This window comes from Vibrio ouci, assembly GCF_004551525.1.
In the GTDB taxonomy this organism is placed as follows: domain Bacteria; phylum Pseudomonadota; class Gammaproteobacteria; order Enterobacterales; family Vibrionaceae; genus Vibrio; species Vibrio ouci.
Genome location: NZ_SATR01000039.1, coordinates 29,774 through 42,810 on the forward strand (window position 1 = coordinate 29,774; position 13,037 = coordinate 42,810).

Annotated in this window: 12 protein-coding genes and 1 pseudogene; 1 reads left to right on the forward strand and 12 read right to left on the reverse strand. The window is 43.2% G+C overall.

The window, feature by feature from the left end; translation table 11 throughout:
• Window positions 1–91: 91 nt before the first annotated feature.
• The 11 genes from ELS82_RS19495 to ELS82_RS19545 all read right to left on the reverse strand — a co-directional run bounded on the left by ELS82_RS19495 (window position 92) and on the right by ELS82_RS19545 (window position 11,656).
• The gene (locus tag ELS82_RS19495) at window positions 92–541 is read right to left on the reverse strand and encodes a hypothetical protein (protein WP_134836958.1); all 450 of its coding nucleotides are present in this window, start codon (window positions 539–541) and stop codon (window positions 92–94) included.
• Window positions 534–1,178 (reverse strand): winged helix-turn-helix domain-containing protein, encoded by a 645-nt coding sequence (locus tag ELS82_RS19500; protein ID WP_134836959.1) that lies wholly within the window; start codon window positions 1,176–1,178, stop codon window positions 534–536. The genes ELS82_RS19495 and ELS82_RS19500 overlap by 8 nt, the downstream gene beginning before the upstream one ends.
• A 124-nt stretch (window positions 1,179–1,302) precedes the next feature.
• Complete coding sequence (locus ELS82_RS19505) at window positions 1,303–1,944, reverse strand: lysophospholipid acyltransferase family protein (protein WP_134836960.1); 642 nt, start codon at window positions 1,942–1,944, stop codon at window positions 1,303–1,305.
• Window positions 1,945–1,950: 6 nt separating this feature from the next.
• Window positions 1,951–2,883, reverse strand: a complete 933-nt coding sequence (locus tag ELS82_RS19510) for a phosphatidate cytidylyltransferase (protein ID WP_134836961.1) — start codon at window positions 2,881–2,883, stop codon at window positions 1,951–1,953.
• The gene (locus tag ELS82_RS19515) at window positions 2,877–3,584 is read right to left on the reverse strand and encodes a CDP-alcohol phosphatidyltransferase family protein (RefSeq protein WP_134836962.1); all 708 of its coding nucleotides are present in this window, start codon (window positions 3,582–3,584) and stop codon (window positions 2,877–2,879) included. The genes ELS82_RS19510 and ELS82_RS19515 overlap by 7 nt, the downstream gene beginning before the upstream one ends.
• A gap of 150 nt (window positions 3,585–3,734) precedes the next feature.
• Entirely contained in the window at window positions 3,735–4,502 is a 768-nt protein-coding gene (locus ELS82_RS19520; RefSeq protein WP_134836963.1) for a DUF2931 family protein, read from the reverse strand.
• Window positions 4,480–6,618 (reverse strand): T6SS phospholipase effector Tle1-like catalytic domain-containing protein, encoded by a 2,139-nt coding sequence (locus tag ELS82_RS19525; protein WP_134836964.1) that lies wholly within the window; start codon window positions 6,616–6,618, stop codon window positions 4,480–4,482. The genes ELS82_RS19520 and ELS82_RS19525 overlap by 23 nt, the downstream gene beginning before the upstream one ends.
• Window positions 6,615–7,397 carry a DUF4123 domain-containing protein gene (locus ELS82_RS19530; RefSeq protein ID WP_134836965.1) on the reverse strand — a complete coding sequence of 261 codons (783 nt, stop codon included), beginning with the start codon at window positions 7,395–7,397 and terminating at the stop codon, window positions 6,615–6,617. Before ELS82_RS19530 ends, ELS82_RS19525 begins: the two co-directional genes overlap by 4 nt.
• Complete coding sequence (gene tssI / locus ELS82_RS19535; RefSeq protein ID WP_134836966.1) at window positions 7,397–9,451, reverse strand: type VI secretion system tip protein TssI/VgrG; 2,055 nt, start codon at window positions 9,449–9,451, stop codon at window positions 7,397–7,399. Before tssI ends, ELS82_RS19530 begins: the two co-directional genes overlap by 1 nt.
• Before the next feature lie 187 nt (window positions 9,452–9,638).
• A complete protein-coding gene (locus ELS82_RS19540; protein ID WP_134836967.1) occupies window positions 9,639–10,910 on the reverse strand; it encodes an LssY C-terminal domain-containing protein in 1,272 nt (423 codons plus the stop codon).
• Window positions 10,911–10,927: 17 nt separating this feature from the next.
• Window positions 10,928–11,656 (reverse strand): glycosyltransferase family 2 protein, encoded by a 729-nt coding sequence (locus ELS82_RS19545; RefSeq protein ID WP_134836968.1) that lies wholly within the window; start codon window positions 11,654–11,656, stop codon window positions 10,928–10,930.
• A gap of 339 nt (window positions 11,657–11,995) precedes the next feature.
• Here ELS82_RS19545 and rplY point away from each other — a divergent pair, with 339 nt between their 5' ends.
• Window positions 11,996–12,274, forward strand: a complete 279-nt coding sequence (rplY, locus tag ELS82_RS19550) for a 50S ribosomal protein L25 (protein WP_134836969.1) — start codon at window positions 11,996–11,998, stop codon at window positions 12,272–12,274.
• 516 nt (window positions 12,275–12,790) lie between these two features.
• On the opposite strand, the pseudogene ELS82_RS19555 reads toward rplY, so the two are convergent.
• Window positions 12,791–13,037: pseudogene (locus tag ELS82_RS19555) on the reverse strand (hypothetical protein); the annotation flags it as partial.

The following is a 13,037-nucleotide window of genomic DNA, read 5'->3' on the forward strand; positions in this document are numbered from 1 at the left end:
ATCAAAACATTGATTTCATTAAGATTAACTAATAAAAAAGCCCACACTTTCATTCATGAAAATGTGAGCTTTTAGGTTTTTTAAATCAGGTTCATTCAACAATATCAGTGAATAAGTATGAATATCTTGGGGCGACAAGTATCATTTGCTTATCTGAAAGAGGTATCAATTTAAGGTCTTCTAGTGAGTGCATGCCTCGCTGAGAAAACATGATATCGATGACTGAAGCATCATTCTTGGCCGGTATTACTTGTTCCGACATTTCCGGCATTAGAGATAAACCATGACGCTGAAAGTAGTACTCTCCCGATGAATTAAAACCGACTTTCTGGTCTGTGAGGAAATACATTTCATACTTCCCTGAGCGTTTTAATTTTATCCCTGCATTCATACCCATATGATGAATACCTTCATTGGATTTGAGTATTATGCTGGTTTCACTCTGCAGTGAACGGGCAACCGTTGGAGAGCCAATTTCAGCCGCTAATGCTCCTACAATTAACCCGGATGTGATGCTAGCGAGTAGTATTTTATTATTCACACGTCACCTCCACTTCGCTCGGTAGGTAACTGACAGACTGACCATCTTTGGCAACCAGTATTACCTGATTACCTGAAGTGAATGCTCTTACATTATTAAGAACCATTGGTTTTGATTTGTCTTGCGTTGGGACTACGCAGCCTAGATAACGTTGCTCGGTATAATCGGCTTCCACCCAAGGCGTACTGATTGCACCGTATAAAAAATATGCCGCCAATGCACTGACACTAAAGGCCGTTAGGTAACGCGCATTGTTTTTCTTAATCGCCGAGGGAGCAACGTCCTGACTGTCACTCAAATAGGGTTGTATAGATAGGTTCTGATAAGACGAAACATCACCATTAAACTGATAACCCACTCCTCTGATTGTCGTGATGATTTCTCCATTTCGATCATCTAACGCTTTACGGCAAGTCGAGACAGCATGGAGCAAGCTGCTCTCTTCTACTACTACCCCTTTCTTGAACCATATTTCATCAAGCAGTCGAGCTTTAGCTAACGGAGTTTTAGGGTGCTCAGTCATAAACTGCAACAACGCGACTTCATTACTTCCCAGCGCTGTTTTTACACCAGTCTCACGCTCTTCCAAGATGCCTGTGAGTACATTGAGTATGTACTTATCGTTAATCAACAACATAGCTAACTATCTGAGTCTTTCTCTTAATACCCATAACCATATCGTATATTGCGTAAAATGAAAAAGCCCAGCGCGGGGCTGGGCTTAACTAATTTATATCCGAATATACTTTCTAGACGTACTGCTATTCTAATTGAACAATGCACTGTTCACTTAACTGTCGATATTGGTCCTGCATCACCTCAACAAACTCGGCCGCATTGGCAAAGTCATTAACACTATCGCCCAGTACAACATCGCAATTAAAAGGGACAAACATTGCCGTCCCCTTTGGTAACGACGCCCCTAATCCACGCATAACAACAGGAACCACTGAGCACTGAGGGTGATCTTTCACTAGATGATATATTCCCTTTTTCAGACCACTCATCACTTCAGGCTCACCACGGCTACCTTCCGGAAATATAATCAATATATCTCCTTGTTCTAAAGCCTTATGGCATTCATCAAAGATCGCTTCTTTTTGCTCTTTAGACGGTGATCTGCGTATTGGAATAATGCCAATCACATTGAGCGATAACCAAGCGACGATTGGATTAGATAAAAAATAATCCGCTGCCGCGACTGGGCGAACCTTATGAATAATACTGATTGGAAATAGCGCCAGTAACACCAGCGTGTCTAAGTGACTATTGTGATTAGCAGCGACGACAACTGGCCCATTCATAGGTAAGTTTTTTCTGTTGATAATGTTTAACCCTAAACCGATAAACACAAGTGGTTTTACGAACAACAGAATGAATAAAACTCTGAGTATTCTCGCCATAAGTCCTCAATAGTACAGATAGTAGATATAGTGGAAAAACAGCGGCGCGGTAAACATTAAGCTATCGATGCGGTCGAGAATCCCGCCATGCCCAGGTATAAATTGGCTGGTATCTTTGATCTTTAAATCTCTCTTCACTGACGAGATAACCAAATCACCAATAAAGCCACTAAAGGCAATGATTACGCCTGCAACTAAACCTTGTACTCCTGTCAAAGGCGTCAGATATGGGGCAACGAAATATGAAGCAACAATCACCGTTAGGGCACCACCGACAAAGCCTTCCCAAGTTTTATTTGGACTCACTTTAGGGACGATCTTATGTTTGCCAAATGACTTGCCCCACACATATTGGCAAACATCATTAAACTGAGTAAATATCAGCAAAAAGAGCAGCATTCCCATTGAGCCCGCATCAAGATTCAAGCTTGGTAGTACTAACAAATAGGCCATGTGGCTGATACAAAACACCGTTAACATCAAGGCCCAGTGGATGACGCCTGCTGACCGAATAAAGCCTTTGGTATCTCCTATCAACACTGCGACCATTGGTAGATACAAGAACATGTACACAGGGATAAAGATGATGTACACGCCATACCAACCAATGGATAACCAATAGTATTGGAATGGAATCGAAAGGTAAGCCCAAAAGATAACTCGACGGTCCGTCATACGAGTGGGCACAATGGATAGGAACTCTTTAAGCGCCATAAAGCTCAAAAAGCCGACGAAGAAGAGCGTGTATTGCAAAGGCAGGTAGAGAACAACGAAGACGATTCCTATCATCCACCACCACGAACGGATTCGAAGCTTTAACTCTAAGTAATCACGATCTCTGTGCTGCCTCGATAGCCATAGATAGACAAGCGTTCCTAGCACCAAAATCGAAACGATAACGACCATGATATAAAACGAATGTAATGGGATACCTAACATTGTGGTTCCCTCTCATTTGGCTGAGCCTCTTCACTCGCATTTTGTGTTTTATATTCAGAGATAAAAGCAAGGCGTCGCCAGGTGGTATAAATACCGCCTAGCAGCATAATCAGCAGTGCCACATCCATGCTGTAAATGAAGATAGTGGGCAACCAACCAAATACATGCTGTAAGAACAAAAGCAGGTAAGTGGCCGTTAAGAGTGCCATACGATGCTGCTTCGCCATAGGGCCACGAAAATCAGCTGGAGTCCCCATGCTTACACCTAGGACTCGGACATAAGCAGTCAACACCGCCACTATCGCGCTAGTCCAAGCCAACGGCATACCAAATACCGACTCTGTTGCAAAACCTGCTGCGACAATAAGCAGGGGGTCGGCAATGCGATCTGGTACATCATTATACAGCTCACCCGCCGGAGTTTTCTTTCCGCCTTCAATGGCAACCATACCATCAAATAGATTACACAATAGACGCATTTGTATAGCCGCAGCCGCCAATAGCAATAGATAGCTTGCTGGCAAAAAATGGTAGGTCAACATTACGCTGTAGCCCACGAGGGCAAAGCCTATGCTCATTAATGATATCTGATTAGGGATGACGTCTTTTTTACTTAACCAAATAGCGACTTTACGAGTGATGGCGACATCACGAACGGCAAGCGGCCTTCGGTTATTTTCGTCAATTGGGTCCTTGTCCATGAAACCTCACTGAGATAGCTGATTTGCTTGATAGTAGTATGCGATTTGGTGACATTATAACCATGCAAGCTCACTCTAAAGGCGTAATAACCATTAGAGTGAGTTATTTCAATCGCATTTTTATTAATTGGGAAGAAGTGTCGTAATTCGCTACTTGGTGTAGCTTTCATTTAGCTCGGTCACCTCTCCGTTTGAGTAGACCTTATTGACCTTATCCCAAGGGATTGGGTCTAAAGTAGCACCTGCTACTTCTGCTCTTTTCTGAATTCTTGTAAGATATGAAAGCTTTATATAATCCTCTGCACTAAAGCCCTGCGCGTCTTTATCCATTACTTTTTCTGGTTTTAGCTCCGTGAGATAAATTAACTCTCCGCAACCTTTTAAAAAGACTTTTGCTTGCCCGTTTGGTAAGAGACCAAAAACAATTTCTGTTCGATAACAGCTAATCTCATCACCTGAACGTCCGATGTAACTATCTTTGCTAGCCATGATTCTTTTTATCTTTTCATCTAAGTCAAATCGAGTTACATAAAACTGAGTATTAGCAAGCGAAGTCCAGTATAGATTAACTTCATCTGGTAATGACTTCCTTCCAGAAACTTGAACTCCCCTTACCATAGTGAAAGTGTGAAGAGGTAAGCCGTAGCCATCATAACCATCTAGCCACTTCTTCACATTTCTCATATCGCTTTTAGCCATAAACTGACTAAACGCATGTAGCTGGGATGTCCAATTTTCCTGATGGTTAGTTCCATAGGACTTTGTGACTTTAGTAGGAAACAGTGATGATGAAGATACACTCACTCTCCACTCAGGCATGTCATCCGGCGCCGTTGAAGCACATGCAGTACTGCTCAAAACAGCTAAGAGCAAAGCTAAACGTATTAGCGGTCCGTTAAGTCTCTTTATTACACTCATAACTAGCTCTTTCAAATTGTTGTTTTGACTCATTAAATAGTGGTTTCATTCCAACAGTATCACTCGAAGAATGGTGGTACAAATCGGAAGCCATGAATTCTTTTAGCCTTTGTGGTGTACTCAATGAGCTTATAACCCCTTCATAATCACCATTTTTGGCTAATTTCAATATATTCGCGTTTAACTCAGTAAATGTCATCGAACTACCCTTCTTATCGGAAGGTAAATCTTTTACTAATAGATAAACGTCATCTGTCCAAGCATATCCATCATCATCCGTTAAAGGCACACCATGAAACTCAGCTAAGCCATACATTACTCTTAAATATAAACGCGATAAGTCACCTTCAACTTTCCGCTTGATAAACAGTTTTCCTGTAACTCTATTTCGATTGTTGCCTAGTTTAGTATCCTCAAGAACCACTGGAGCATAATCTGAGTCTTTCCATCCACTGTTTAAATCCAGTTTTTTATATTCTTCTAGAGTCTGGAGTACATACTTAAGAGCTCTTTCCTTCTCAAAATGACTAGAATAAGAACGACTCACTTTCTTCACTAATTTATTTTCCAGTAAAGGTAGTAAATAGTCCTCTTGGGCGTACGAGTGCCTAGAGTGATAACCTCCACCAATATCTGAATGAGCGCCGGGTAACGTCAGCTCAGAAAATGTTTCATACTTATTGATCCGATTTAAACTAAAGTTCTCTCTACATTCAGTTTTCGAATTTGCAGTTAAGTGAACAACCCTTCTAACTCGCTCAGGATCAAGCCAAAGTTTAACGTCTCCATTATCAGTATGAGTACTGAAGTCAAAATCGAGGATCGTTTTGGAGTCTAGAGATACAAGATGTACAACCGAGGCCACCGTATCAAACACCCCAACAAATGTTACCTCGCAACTCGCTTTATCCTTATCCACTAAATCCCAATCAAATGAACTAGACAGTCCAACTTTCTTCTTGGCACATTCCTCTGTGAATACCTTTGCAAAATTACCATTGCAACCTTCAAGGACCACATTGACAAAATGCCTTGCTGAAGCTGCTCCCCGACTAAAGCCAAATACGTCAAATTGTAACTTCGAAATACCATCAACCACATTTGGTAAATCGTTTTCGAAAGTGTTTTTTAATTCCGAAATTCGCTCAACTAGCTTTTCTATCCCAACATTTACTTTTTCAACAACTCCGTATTGACCTATTCCAGTGCCTTGACCAAATATCGATTCTTTAGCAGGTTTCTTATCTATCTCATTACCCGTTCCTATCCCGGTGACATATTGAGCAAAAGAGTATGAATTCTGGGATTCAAAATATTTGTCTTGTGCGTAACGCTCAAACAATTTCTGTATATTGGTCAGCTCGTTTGTCGCACTACCCTCAACAGTTTCTGTATCCCCATCATCACCAGTAAACAACTTCTGAAAGAAGCCTTTCTCTTGCGGATAAGCAAAGCAGTCATCCGACAGCTGAGTTATAGGGATGCTATTTCGAGAAATACCTGTACGAGAAGCGATATTCTCACATTCCGCCTCATACTTCGGGCGCCACTTGTAGTAATACTTATCTAACTCTTTCTTGCCCCATTCTGCGCTGTAGGTATTGTTGCCGGTGCCATCAAAGAACATACCGACACGTAGGGTAATAAAGTTAAAGCCTCTGACCTGCAGGACATAGCTCTTGTCGGTAATGAGTTTAAGTGAGTCCGCTTTGCCTTTCTCATGGCGTGCTGGTAGTGATTGTCCTTCGGCGAGCTCAGTTAAGTCTCCGGCGGTGATTTCTAAGAACTCCGGTTTAGCCCCTTCTTGGTTCACGTACTCAGTGGCGAAATCCGCCGTAGGTTTCGAGCCTGTATTCGGCTTATGCGCATCTTTTTGTGATTCTAATAACCACTGTTCACTGTCTAAGTTAAGCAATACAGGGCCGGAGGCTAATCCCTCAAGGTAGATAGGCTCTTCGCCTAGCGTAACGCTGAACTCATTGCCTGCTGAATCAGTAAGCGTTCCAGAAACACCATTAAACGGCAGGTTAAACTCATCTCGTACAAATATTTCGATCCAGCGATTACACTGCTCACATGGCAAAAAGTAAGCGCTACTGCCTGTTTCAATACTCATGTCCAAACCTCTTTCAGGGTTTCTAGTTCTTTAAGCTCTTCAAGGTTTAAATGAAAAGGCTGCGACAATTCACTCAGGTGTGTTTGAGTCTGACGAGTCACCTCAACCAAAACACAGGCCTCCATTTGCTCTTGTGGATAGCCTCTTTCCTGTGCTTTTTTCAATGCATTCAGAATCACATCATTCGGGTTAGCTAACCGCTCCATCATCTTAGGGAACAGGTTCCACCATCTTCGTTCGATGGACTTGGCGTGAGTATTTTCGTTATATAGAGCCGTCAGGTGATGCGGTTGAACCTTCCACCATGTTTCTGTGCTTAGCGTAAAATCAAACTTAGATTGGTTGATGTAACAGGCAAGAGACTCGTTTGCGATGGCAAGTTGGTCGATATTACCTAGCAAACTGTTTACTTCACTCTCTTCCATTGCAAGCAGCATTGGCCCAATGACTTGCTTGTCGTAAAAGCGAAACATCACTTCTTCACCTTCATAAGAAGCAAGTAGTAAACTGCGTAAGTGCTCGATAAGCTGATCAAATTCAGCTGCGCTTTGAATCCCTATGCCGAGATCTAGTACGTCACTTTTCACACTGAGCAACTGCTCTGAGACGGGTACTAACCATGGTGATAACGCTTTCGCTGACTCGAACATAGGGCCAGAGAAAAGGGGGATAGAATCGTCAAACCCAAAACCAGACTCTTTAACCACTTGCTGATGAGCATTAGCGTCAGCCAACCAATAATAGTTGCCTTCACTCACTTGAAACCATTCAGATAGCATTATTTCGCCCCTTCTTGTGGGCAAGGCTTAACAAGAGGAATACGGCTCTCTTCAGCTAACAACAAGGATTGATGGCGTACTGCTTTTGCGACATCTGGTGTAGCGGGAGCCTCTACCCCGTTTGGTAGACTAGCGATTTGCCCACTGTAAGCACTCCCTTGACCCGCGCTACCACCAGCATTGAGGTTAATTGCAGGGCCACTTAAGCTAACACCACTTCCATCAACTGTGACAAAGCTTCCTCCCGCTTTTAAGGTAATTTCAGCGCCTGCCTCTACAACAATCTTTGCCCCTGATTTTAATGAGATTTCTCTGCCCGCTTCGGCGCAGATTTTTTCACCCAACTGTTGATTGAGACTACTATCAAGGACTTCACTCATATTTCCTTTGATGTCCACTCGGCTTTCGCCATCTACCGTCAGGTGTTTGTCTTGATGAATCTGCCCAAACTGATCGTTCTCCACCAGTAAATGATGGTCATTGTGAACAACCGTATTCACATCATTTTTGACCTTGGCCTTAAAGTCTTTTTGCCCGTGAATATATATCTGTTCTCGCCCTGCCTGATCTTCAAAACTCAGCTCATTAAAACCCGTACCTTGGTAGGTTTCAGTCCTAAAGACCGTTTTGGTTTTGTGCTCTGGTAATTCATAAGGTACTGGGTTATTGGCGTTGTACGTTCTACCCGTAACGATCGGCTGGTCAGGATCGCCGTTTAAAAACGAAACGATCACCTCTTGACCCACTCTTGGCAGTGCGACCATTCCATATTGAGAACCTGCCCAACTTTGTGAAACTCGAACCCAACAAGAGCTATGCTCATCACCATTTGAGTATCTATCCCACGGAAAATGTAGTTTCACCCTGCCAAACTCATCGGTGTAAATTTCTTCACCTTCAGGCCCTACAACCGTGGCAATGGATGAACCATCAACTATCGGCTTGAACTGGGGCAAAAACTTCCAATGATTCGATGCAGGAACGAGAAGTAGTTTATTGCGGTAAGTTGTCGCACCTTCACCGCCTTCTTCCTCTAATGCTTGTGGTTGTTCGGCTTGAACAGTCACAGACACCACTTGCCAATCTAGGCATACGTTTTGATCAATATGCTCAGACAATGTAAAGCGCATACCCGCTTTGAGTCGCATGTCATCACTGCTTGCTTCTGCGATATGACTATAACGGCGCAAGGCTTCTAGACGTGTTTGACTTAAGTTCTGGCTCAGCTCTCCATTTTGGTGGTCTCCAAGAAAGTCGAAATGCTGATAGCTTTCCATATCTTGGTAACCTTCGTCATTGGCCCGTTGCTGATCAGAGTATCGATAAGAAGGTTTAAGAAAGCTGTACTCATTTAACGTGACGTCACTGACCTCGAACTGCTTGGTCTCTTTCAAGCTCGAGACACTCGTACTGTCTGCTTCTCCCCCTGAAGCGGGTGCATAACAAATCGCATCATCAAGCTTGGCTAAACTTGTGCTCACGTCACTAAACACCACTCGCCCTTGGCCTTGCTCATGGTCAAAGCTGTAAATCATTCCTTCTTCGCTCATCAGCCTATGAATGAAGTCCAGATCGGTCTCTCGGTATTGAACACAGTATTCGCGCTGAGGGTATTCTTTTTGCAGTGAAAAGGCATAATCCGAAATCCCCATTTCTTGCAGTAAAACAGAGATGATTTCAGGCGCAGATTGATACTGAAAAATACGGCTATTGTGTCGTAAAGATAAGCGCTCTAGTGAAGGCACAAGTTGGAGAGAGTAAAAGGTATGATGATGGCCCGTATCTCCCTTACTGAAAGCTTTAATAATTCCAAAGGTCGTACGTTCTAACACTCCGTTTCGACGTAACTCTAAGCGTACATTTTGATCGATGAGAGAATCAGGATCGATATCAGAACGCCGACTTGCGAGCTCAATCTGGTAGCGATAGCCACAACATAACTCGTTCGCCCGAGTGAGGTCATTTGAGAGTGATTCAATGCCACTAAACTTGTGAACAACAAATGCTTCCTCGTCGACACCGTCAACGATTATATGGAATTTAAGCTTTGGCATAGTTCTCCCTTTGCGATACTCATAAGCGCTCTAACTAGAAACAAACTTATGGTGTCAGCAAAGTTAATGCCATTTCCCCACTCACCGGAGAGCCCCAAAACTTGGAACAACAGACTGCAAACCAGGCAAACAACTGCCCAGAACAAAGCAATAAATCACTTATGGGCAGTTTTTAGAAAGGGACTCTTTACCAATCAGAGACGAGCAACACTCGCCCATCAGTAAAGTAATCATGCTCTTCATCAAGTGAAACAGGAGGCTTTAGCAAAGCGAGTTCAACTTGCTTAGAAGGAAGCTGTGTGTTGATTTGGGCAGCAAACTTATCACGCTCTGCATCCACATTAGGATCAACACTGTGTAGCACCGTGACAATTCCTGAATATGGCGTTAGCTGGAGTCCATCATCATAGCTCAATGCTCCAACCCAAAACTTCTGTTTATTCACCGAATCGATGCCCGCTTGCCACCAACGGATATGACTACGCTTCATTAAGTTACCGGGTAACTGAAAAGCCATCTCTTGCGGGATTTCATTCCAATAGAGATCGGACACTGGCGGCGTTTTATCCCTCAGCAGTCTTATATAATCCAAGAATTCCAAATCATTTCTAGAGAAGGTTTTATTCTCTATCCAGCCCAGTTCCAGCATTAAATTTCTCGGATTTTCACCATAGTAGAAAACATTAACTGCCTGAGCATCGAAAATAGACGACTTACCTGGATAAACCTTGAACGACACATTGGTTGGATCAATTTCAGTTTGGGCGATGAGTTCTGTTTTTGCGTTTGCCTCTAGTTGGTAGTCATCCGCATAAAAGAAAAAATGAGCATAGTTGGCATAGAGCATCGACAGCACAAACACCGCTGTAAACTTAGTAAATAGAAAGCGCCAGCGTAATTTTCTGCCAATTAAATAGAATGCACCACTAACACAAATCGCGATGATGCTCGGGATATGCTCTGTGGCAAACGTTTGAACTTGAGCGATTAGCGGGAAACGCTCGACGCCGTAAGATAGCAAGTATCCCCAGGCGACAAACTGTGTCACGCCAAGCACAAGGCCAATACTCGAAAAGAGAGTAAACCTCTGCCAAGTGATTTTTTGCGTACCTGCGATAAAAGGCACAACCCAAGCCACTGGGCCTAATAAGCGTGCAAAGGCCAGTACGTAATTGCCCTTTTTGAACATCAAATGTCGACAACGTGCAATTGGACGCCTTGTCTTGGGTTGCCACTTTATCAGCCTTTTTTGCGCAGGCATCCCTAACTTTCGTCCAATAAAATAGCTCGCTTGGTCGCCAATAAAACCGCCGAGTAATACAGCAAATACACCAGTTACTACCCCTTGGTGTAACTGATACCCCGCTGCAATTAAAAAAGGTTCACCCGGAACAAATAGATTGGGGCCAATCAGTGCGTCCAATAAGGCCCCGATGAATAAGCTGAATCCTTCAAACATCGTCAATCACCTAGCAATTATTGCTCTTTGTAGTGACCGAATTTGTATTCCATTTCGTTGTTGCGCATCTCACCATAAAAGAATCGGCGGATGTTCGCTTTAAGGTAGGTCGCACCCATCTTGAATACGCCGTCTTGGTCGAGTCTGCGCGGATCAAATCCAAATGTGAGATTAAGGAATCGGAAACGCCAAGTCTTACTCGCTCGTTTTACGTAGTCACAGTCTTCGCATAGAACAATCTCTTCATCGAAGCCTTTAAGTTGTGCGTGCACTCGTTTGGTTGAAAAAATACATGCGCCAACCGCCGTAGGGAACACAAATTGAGTGACAAACAAGCCTAGGTTAAACAAGCCATAACCCATTTTATGTACAAGTGGTAGATTTTTCGCCCCCATATACACGCCGGCGACTTCAAGCTGCTTCTCTTCTAGCTGGCTAATCGCATTGGCCAAGAACGTCGGAGAAAGCTGCACATCTGCATCTAGAAACAGTAAGCGCTCATGCTTCGCCAATTCAGCACCTGTATTACGCCCTAAGCTCACTCCGCGTGTTTCCATTTTGTGTACAGTCAGCTCTGGTAATGATGCCTCGTAGGCTGCGACCACCTCTCTGGTTGCATCATCACTGTTTGAATCCACAACAATGACTTCAAACTCTTTGTGCGTCTGTTTACTGAGATCTTCCATTAAGCGACCGATTCTTTTCTCTTCGTTTAATGTGATAACAACAATACTTACTGGGCCCATGATATGCTCCTTATAATCTTGAATAGACAGGTTTAGTTAACTTGGTACTCAGATTACAAGGCGCAAACTTAACCCGTCGTGAGGGCTTTATTCAGATCCGGTTCATTTACTCAGTTTTACTCAGCATTAGAAGAGTTGAATCAAAGTTAACCGATTGATTCTATTTGCCCTTAAAATAGGGGCTAAAAGCCGATTATCTATTGCTAGAATGGGGATTGGGTGATAGTATCCGCGCTCGCTTACAGAGTTACTACCAATTTCTCTTGAGCGTTTACCACACATGACAAGGTCGCATTGTTAGTGTGAATATGAATATCTTAATTTTTTGAGAGTAATACTATGAAATTTGAAGCAGTAGTACGTACTGAACTAGGTAAAGGTGCGAGCCGCCGCCTACGTCACGCTGGTAAATTCCCTGCAGTTGTATACGGCGGTGAAGAAGCAGCAGTAGCTATCGTTCTTGATCACAACGAAGTGATGAACCAAATGGACAAGCCTGAATTCTACGAAGCAATCACTCTAGTGATTGGCGGCGCTGAAGTTAAGGTTAAGCCACAAGACGTTCAACGTCACGCGTTCAAGCCAAAAGTTGAGCACATGGACTTCATCCGCATCTAATTCCCTACCAGGAATTAATTCGGATTAAATCCAGCCTTTTGCATATAAGATAATCGGCCTTACCATCCGAGAAGTCTAAAAATTCGAAACCCCGATGCTACCAACATCGGGGTTTCACCGTTTTTGAGCCCTCAAAACCGCTTTCAATTCTCTTAAACACATTTTCATCACAACTTACTGCCCCACTCCCCTCCTACTTTATTCTTTAGCTATAGAACATATCTGAATGTGTCTTCAAGAGCCTCTCGTTGGCGCTCAAGTAAAACCCACATCAGTGTTACACTTCCGATTAAATCGCTTACTGGTGAGGCGGCAGAAATGGAAAAGAAGACTTTTACTGAGCAAGGGAAGATTGCAGTCACGAATAAAGCAATTTATCGCAGCTGCTTACCTTTTAAATCGAAGTTGGGACTCTAAATCATTTCGGAATAAAAAACGCTAGACCAATCACTCTAGCGCAAGTCCCTAAGATGAGAAAAAGTAAGTTGAAACCTTAAAGGTTTATTATGTCGTAGCTTATTCAACACTGAATACATAGTCGGGATACTCATCATTAAGTACTTCCACCACGTCCAACCAAGCACTTTTCTCAAGTAATGTCGGGGAGATTGCTTCTGGAGTTAAAGACCAACTCTTTAAGTTAAAACCCCAAGATGCCCCACCCACCGGATAGAACACCCCGTCAATTTCAGTTAGCCCAAACAACTTTCCATTCCAAGTTAACGTTATATGGGGTGGCGAAGTCCAGCCAGGATTGTCTCGA

Bases quoted from the DNA above. Each gene is read 5' to 3' on its own strand.
- ELS82_RS19500 (WP_134836959.1), bottom strand. From the start codon at position 1,178: ATGTTGTTGATTAACGATAAGTACATACTCAATGTACTCACAGGCATC.
- ELS82_RS19505 (WP_134836960.1), bottom strand. From the start codon at position 1,944: ATGGCGAGAATACTCAGAGTTTTATTCATTCTGTTGTTCGTAAAACCA.
- ELS82_RS19510 (WP_134836961.1), bottom strand. From the start codon at position 2,883: ATGTTAGGTATCCCATTACATTCGTTTTATATCATGGTCGTTATCGTT.
- ELS82_RS19515 (WP_134836962.1), bottom strand. From the start codon at position 3,584: ATGGACAAGGACCCAATTGACGAAAATAACCGAAGGCCGCTTGCCGTT.
- ELS82_RS19520 (WP_134836963.1), bottom strand. From the start codon at position 4,502: ATGAGTGTAATAAAGAGACTTAACGGACCGCTAATACGTTTAGCTTTG.
- ELS82_RS19525 (WP_134836964.1), bottom strand. From the start codon at position 6,618: ATGAGTATTGAAACAGGCAGTAGCGCTTACTTTTTGCCATGTGAGCAG.
- ELS82_RS19530 (WP_134836965.1), bottom strand. From the start codon at position 7,397: ATGCTATCTGAATGGTTTCAAGTGAGTGAAGGCAACTATTATTGGTTG.
- tssI (WP_134836966.1), bottom strand. From the start codon at position 9,451: ATGCCAAAGCTTAAATTCCATATAATCGTTGACGGTGTCGACGAGGAA.
- ELS82_RS19540 (WP_134836967.1), bottom strand. From the start codon at position 10,910: ATGTTTGAAGGATTCAGCTTATTCATCGGGGCCTTATTGGACGCACTG.
- ELS82_RS19545 (WP_134836968.1), bottom strand. From the start codon at position 11,656: ATGGGCCCAGTAAGTATTGTTGTTATCACATTAAACGAAGAGAAAAGA.
- rplY (WP_134836969.1), top strand. From the start codon at position 11,996: ATGAAATTTGAAGCAGTAGTACGTACTGAACTAGGTAAAGGTGCGAGC.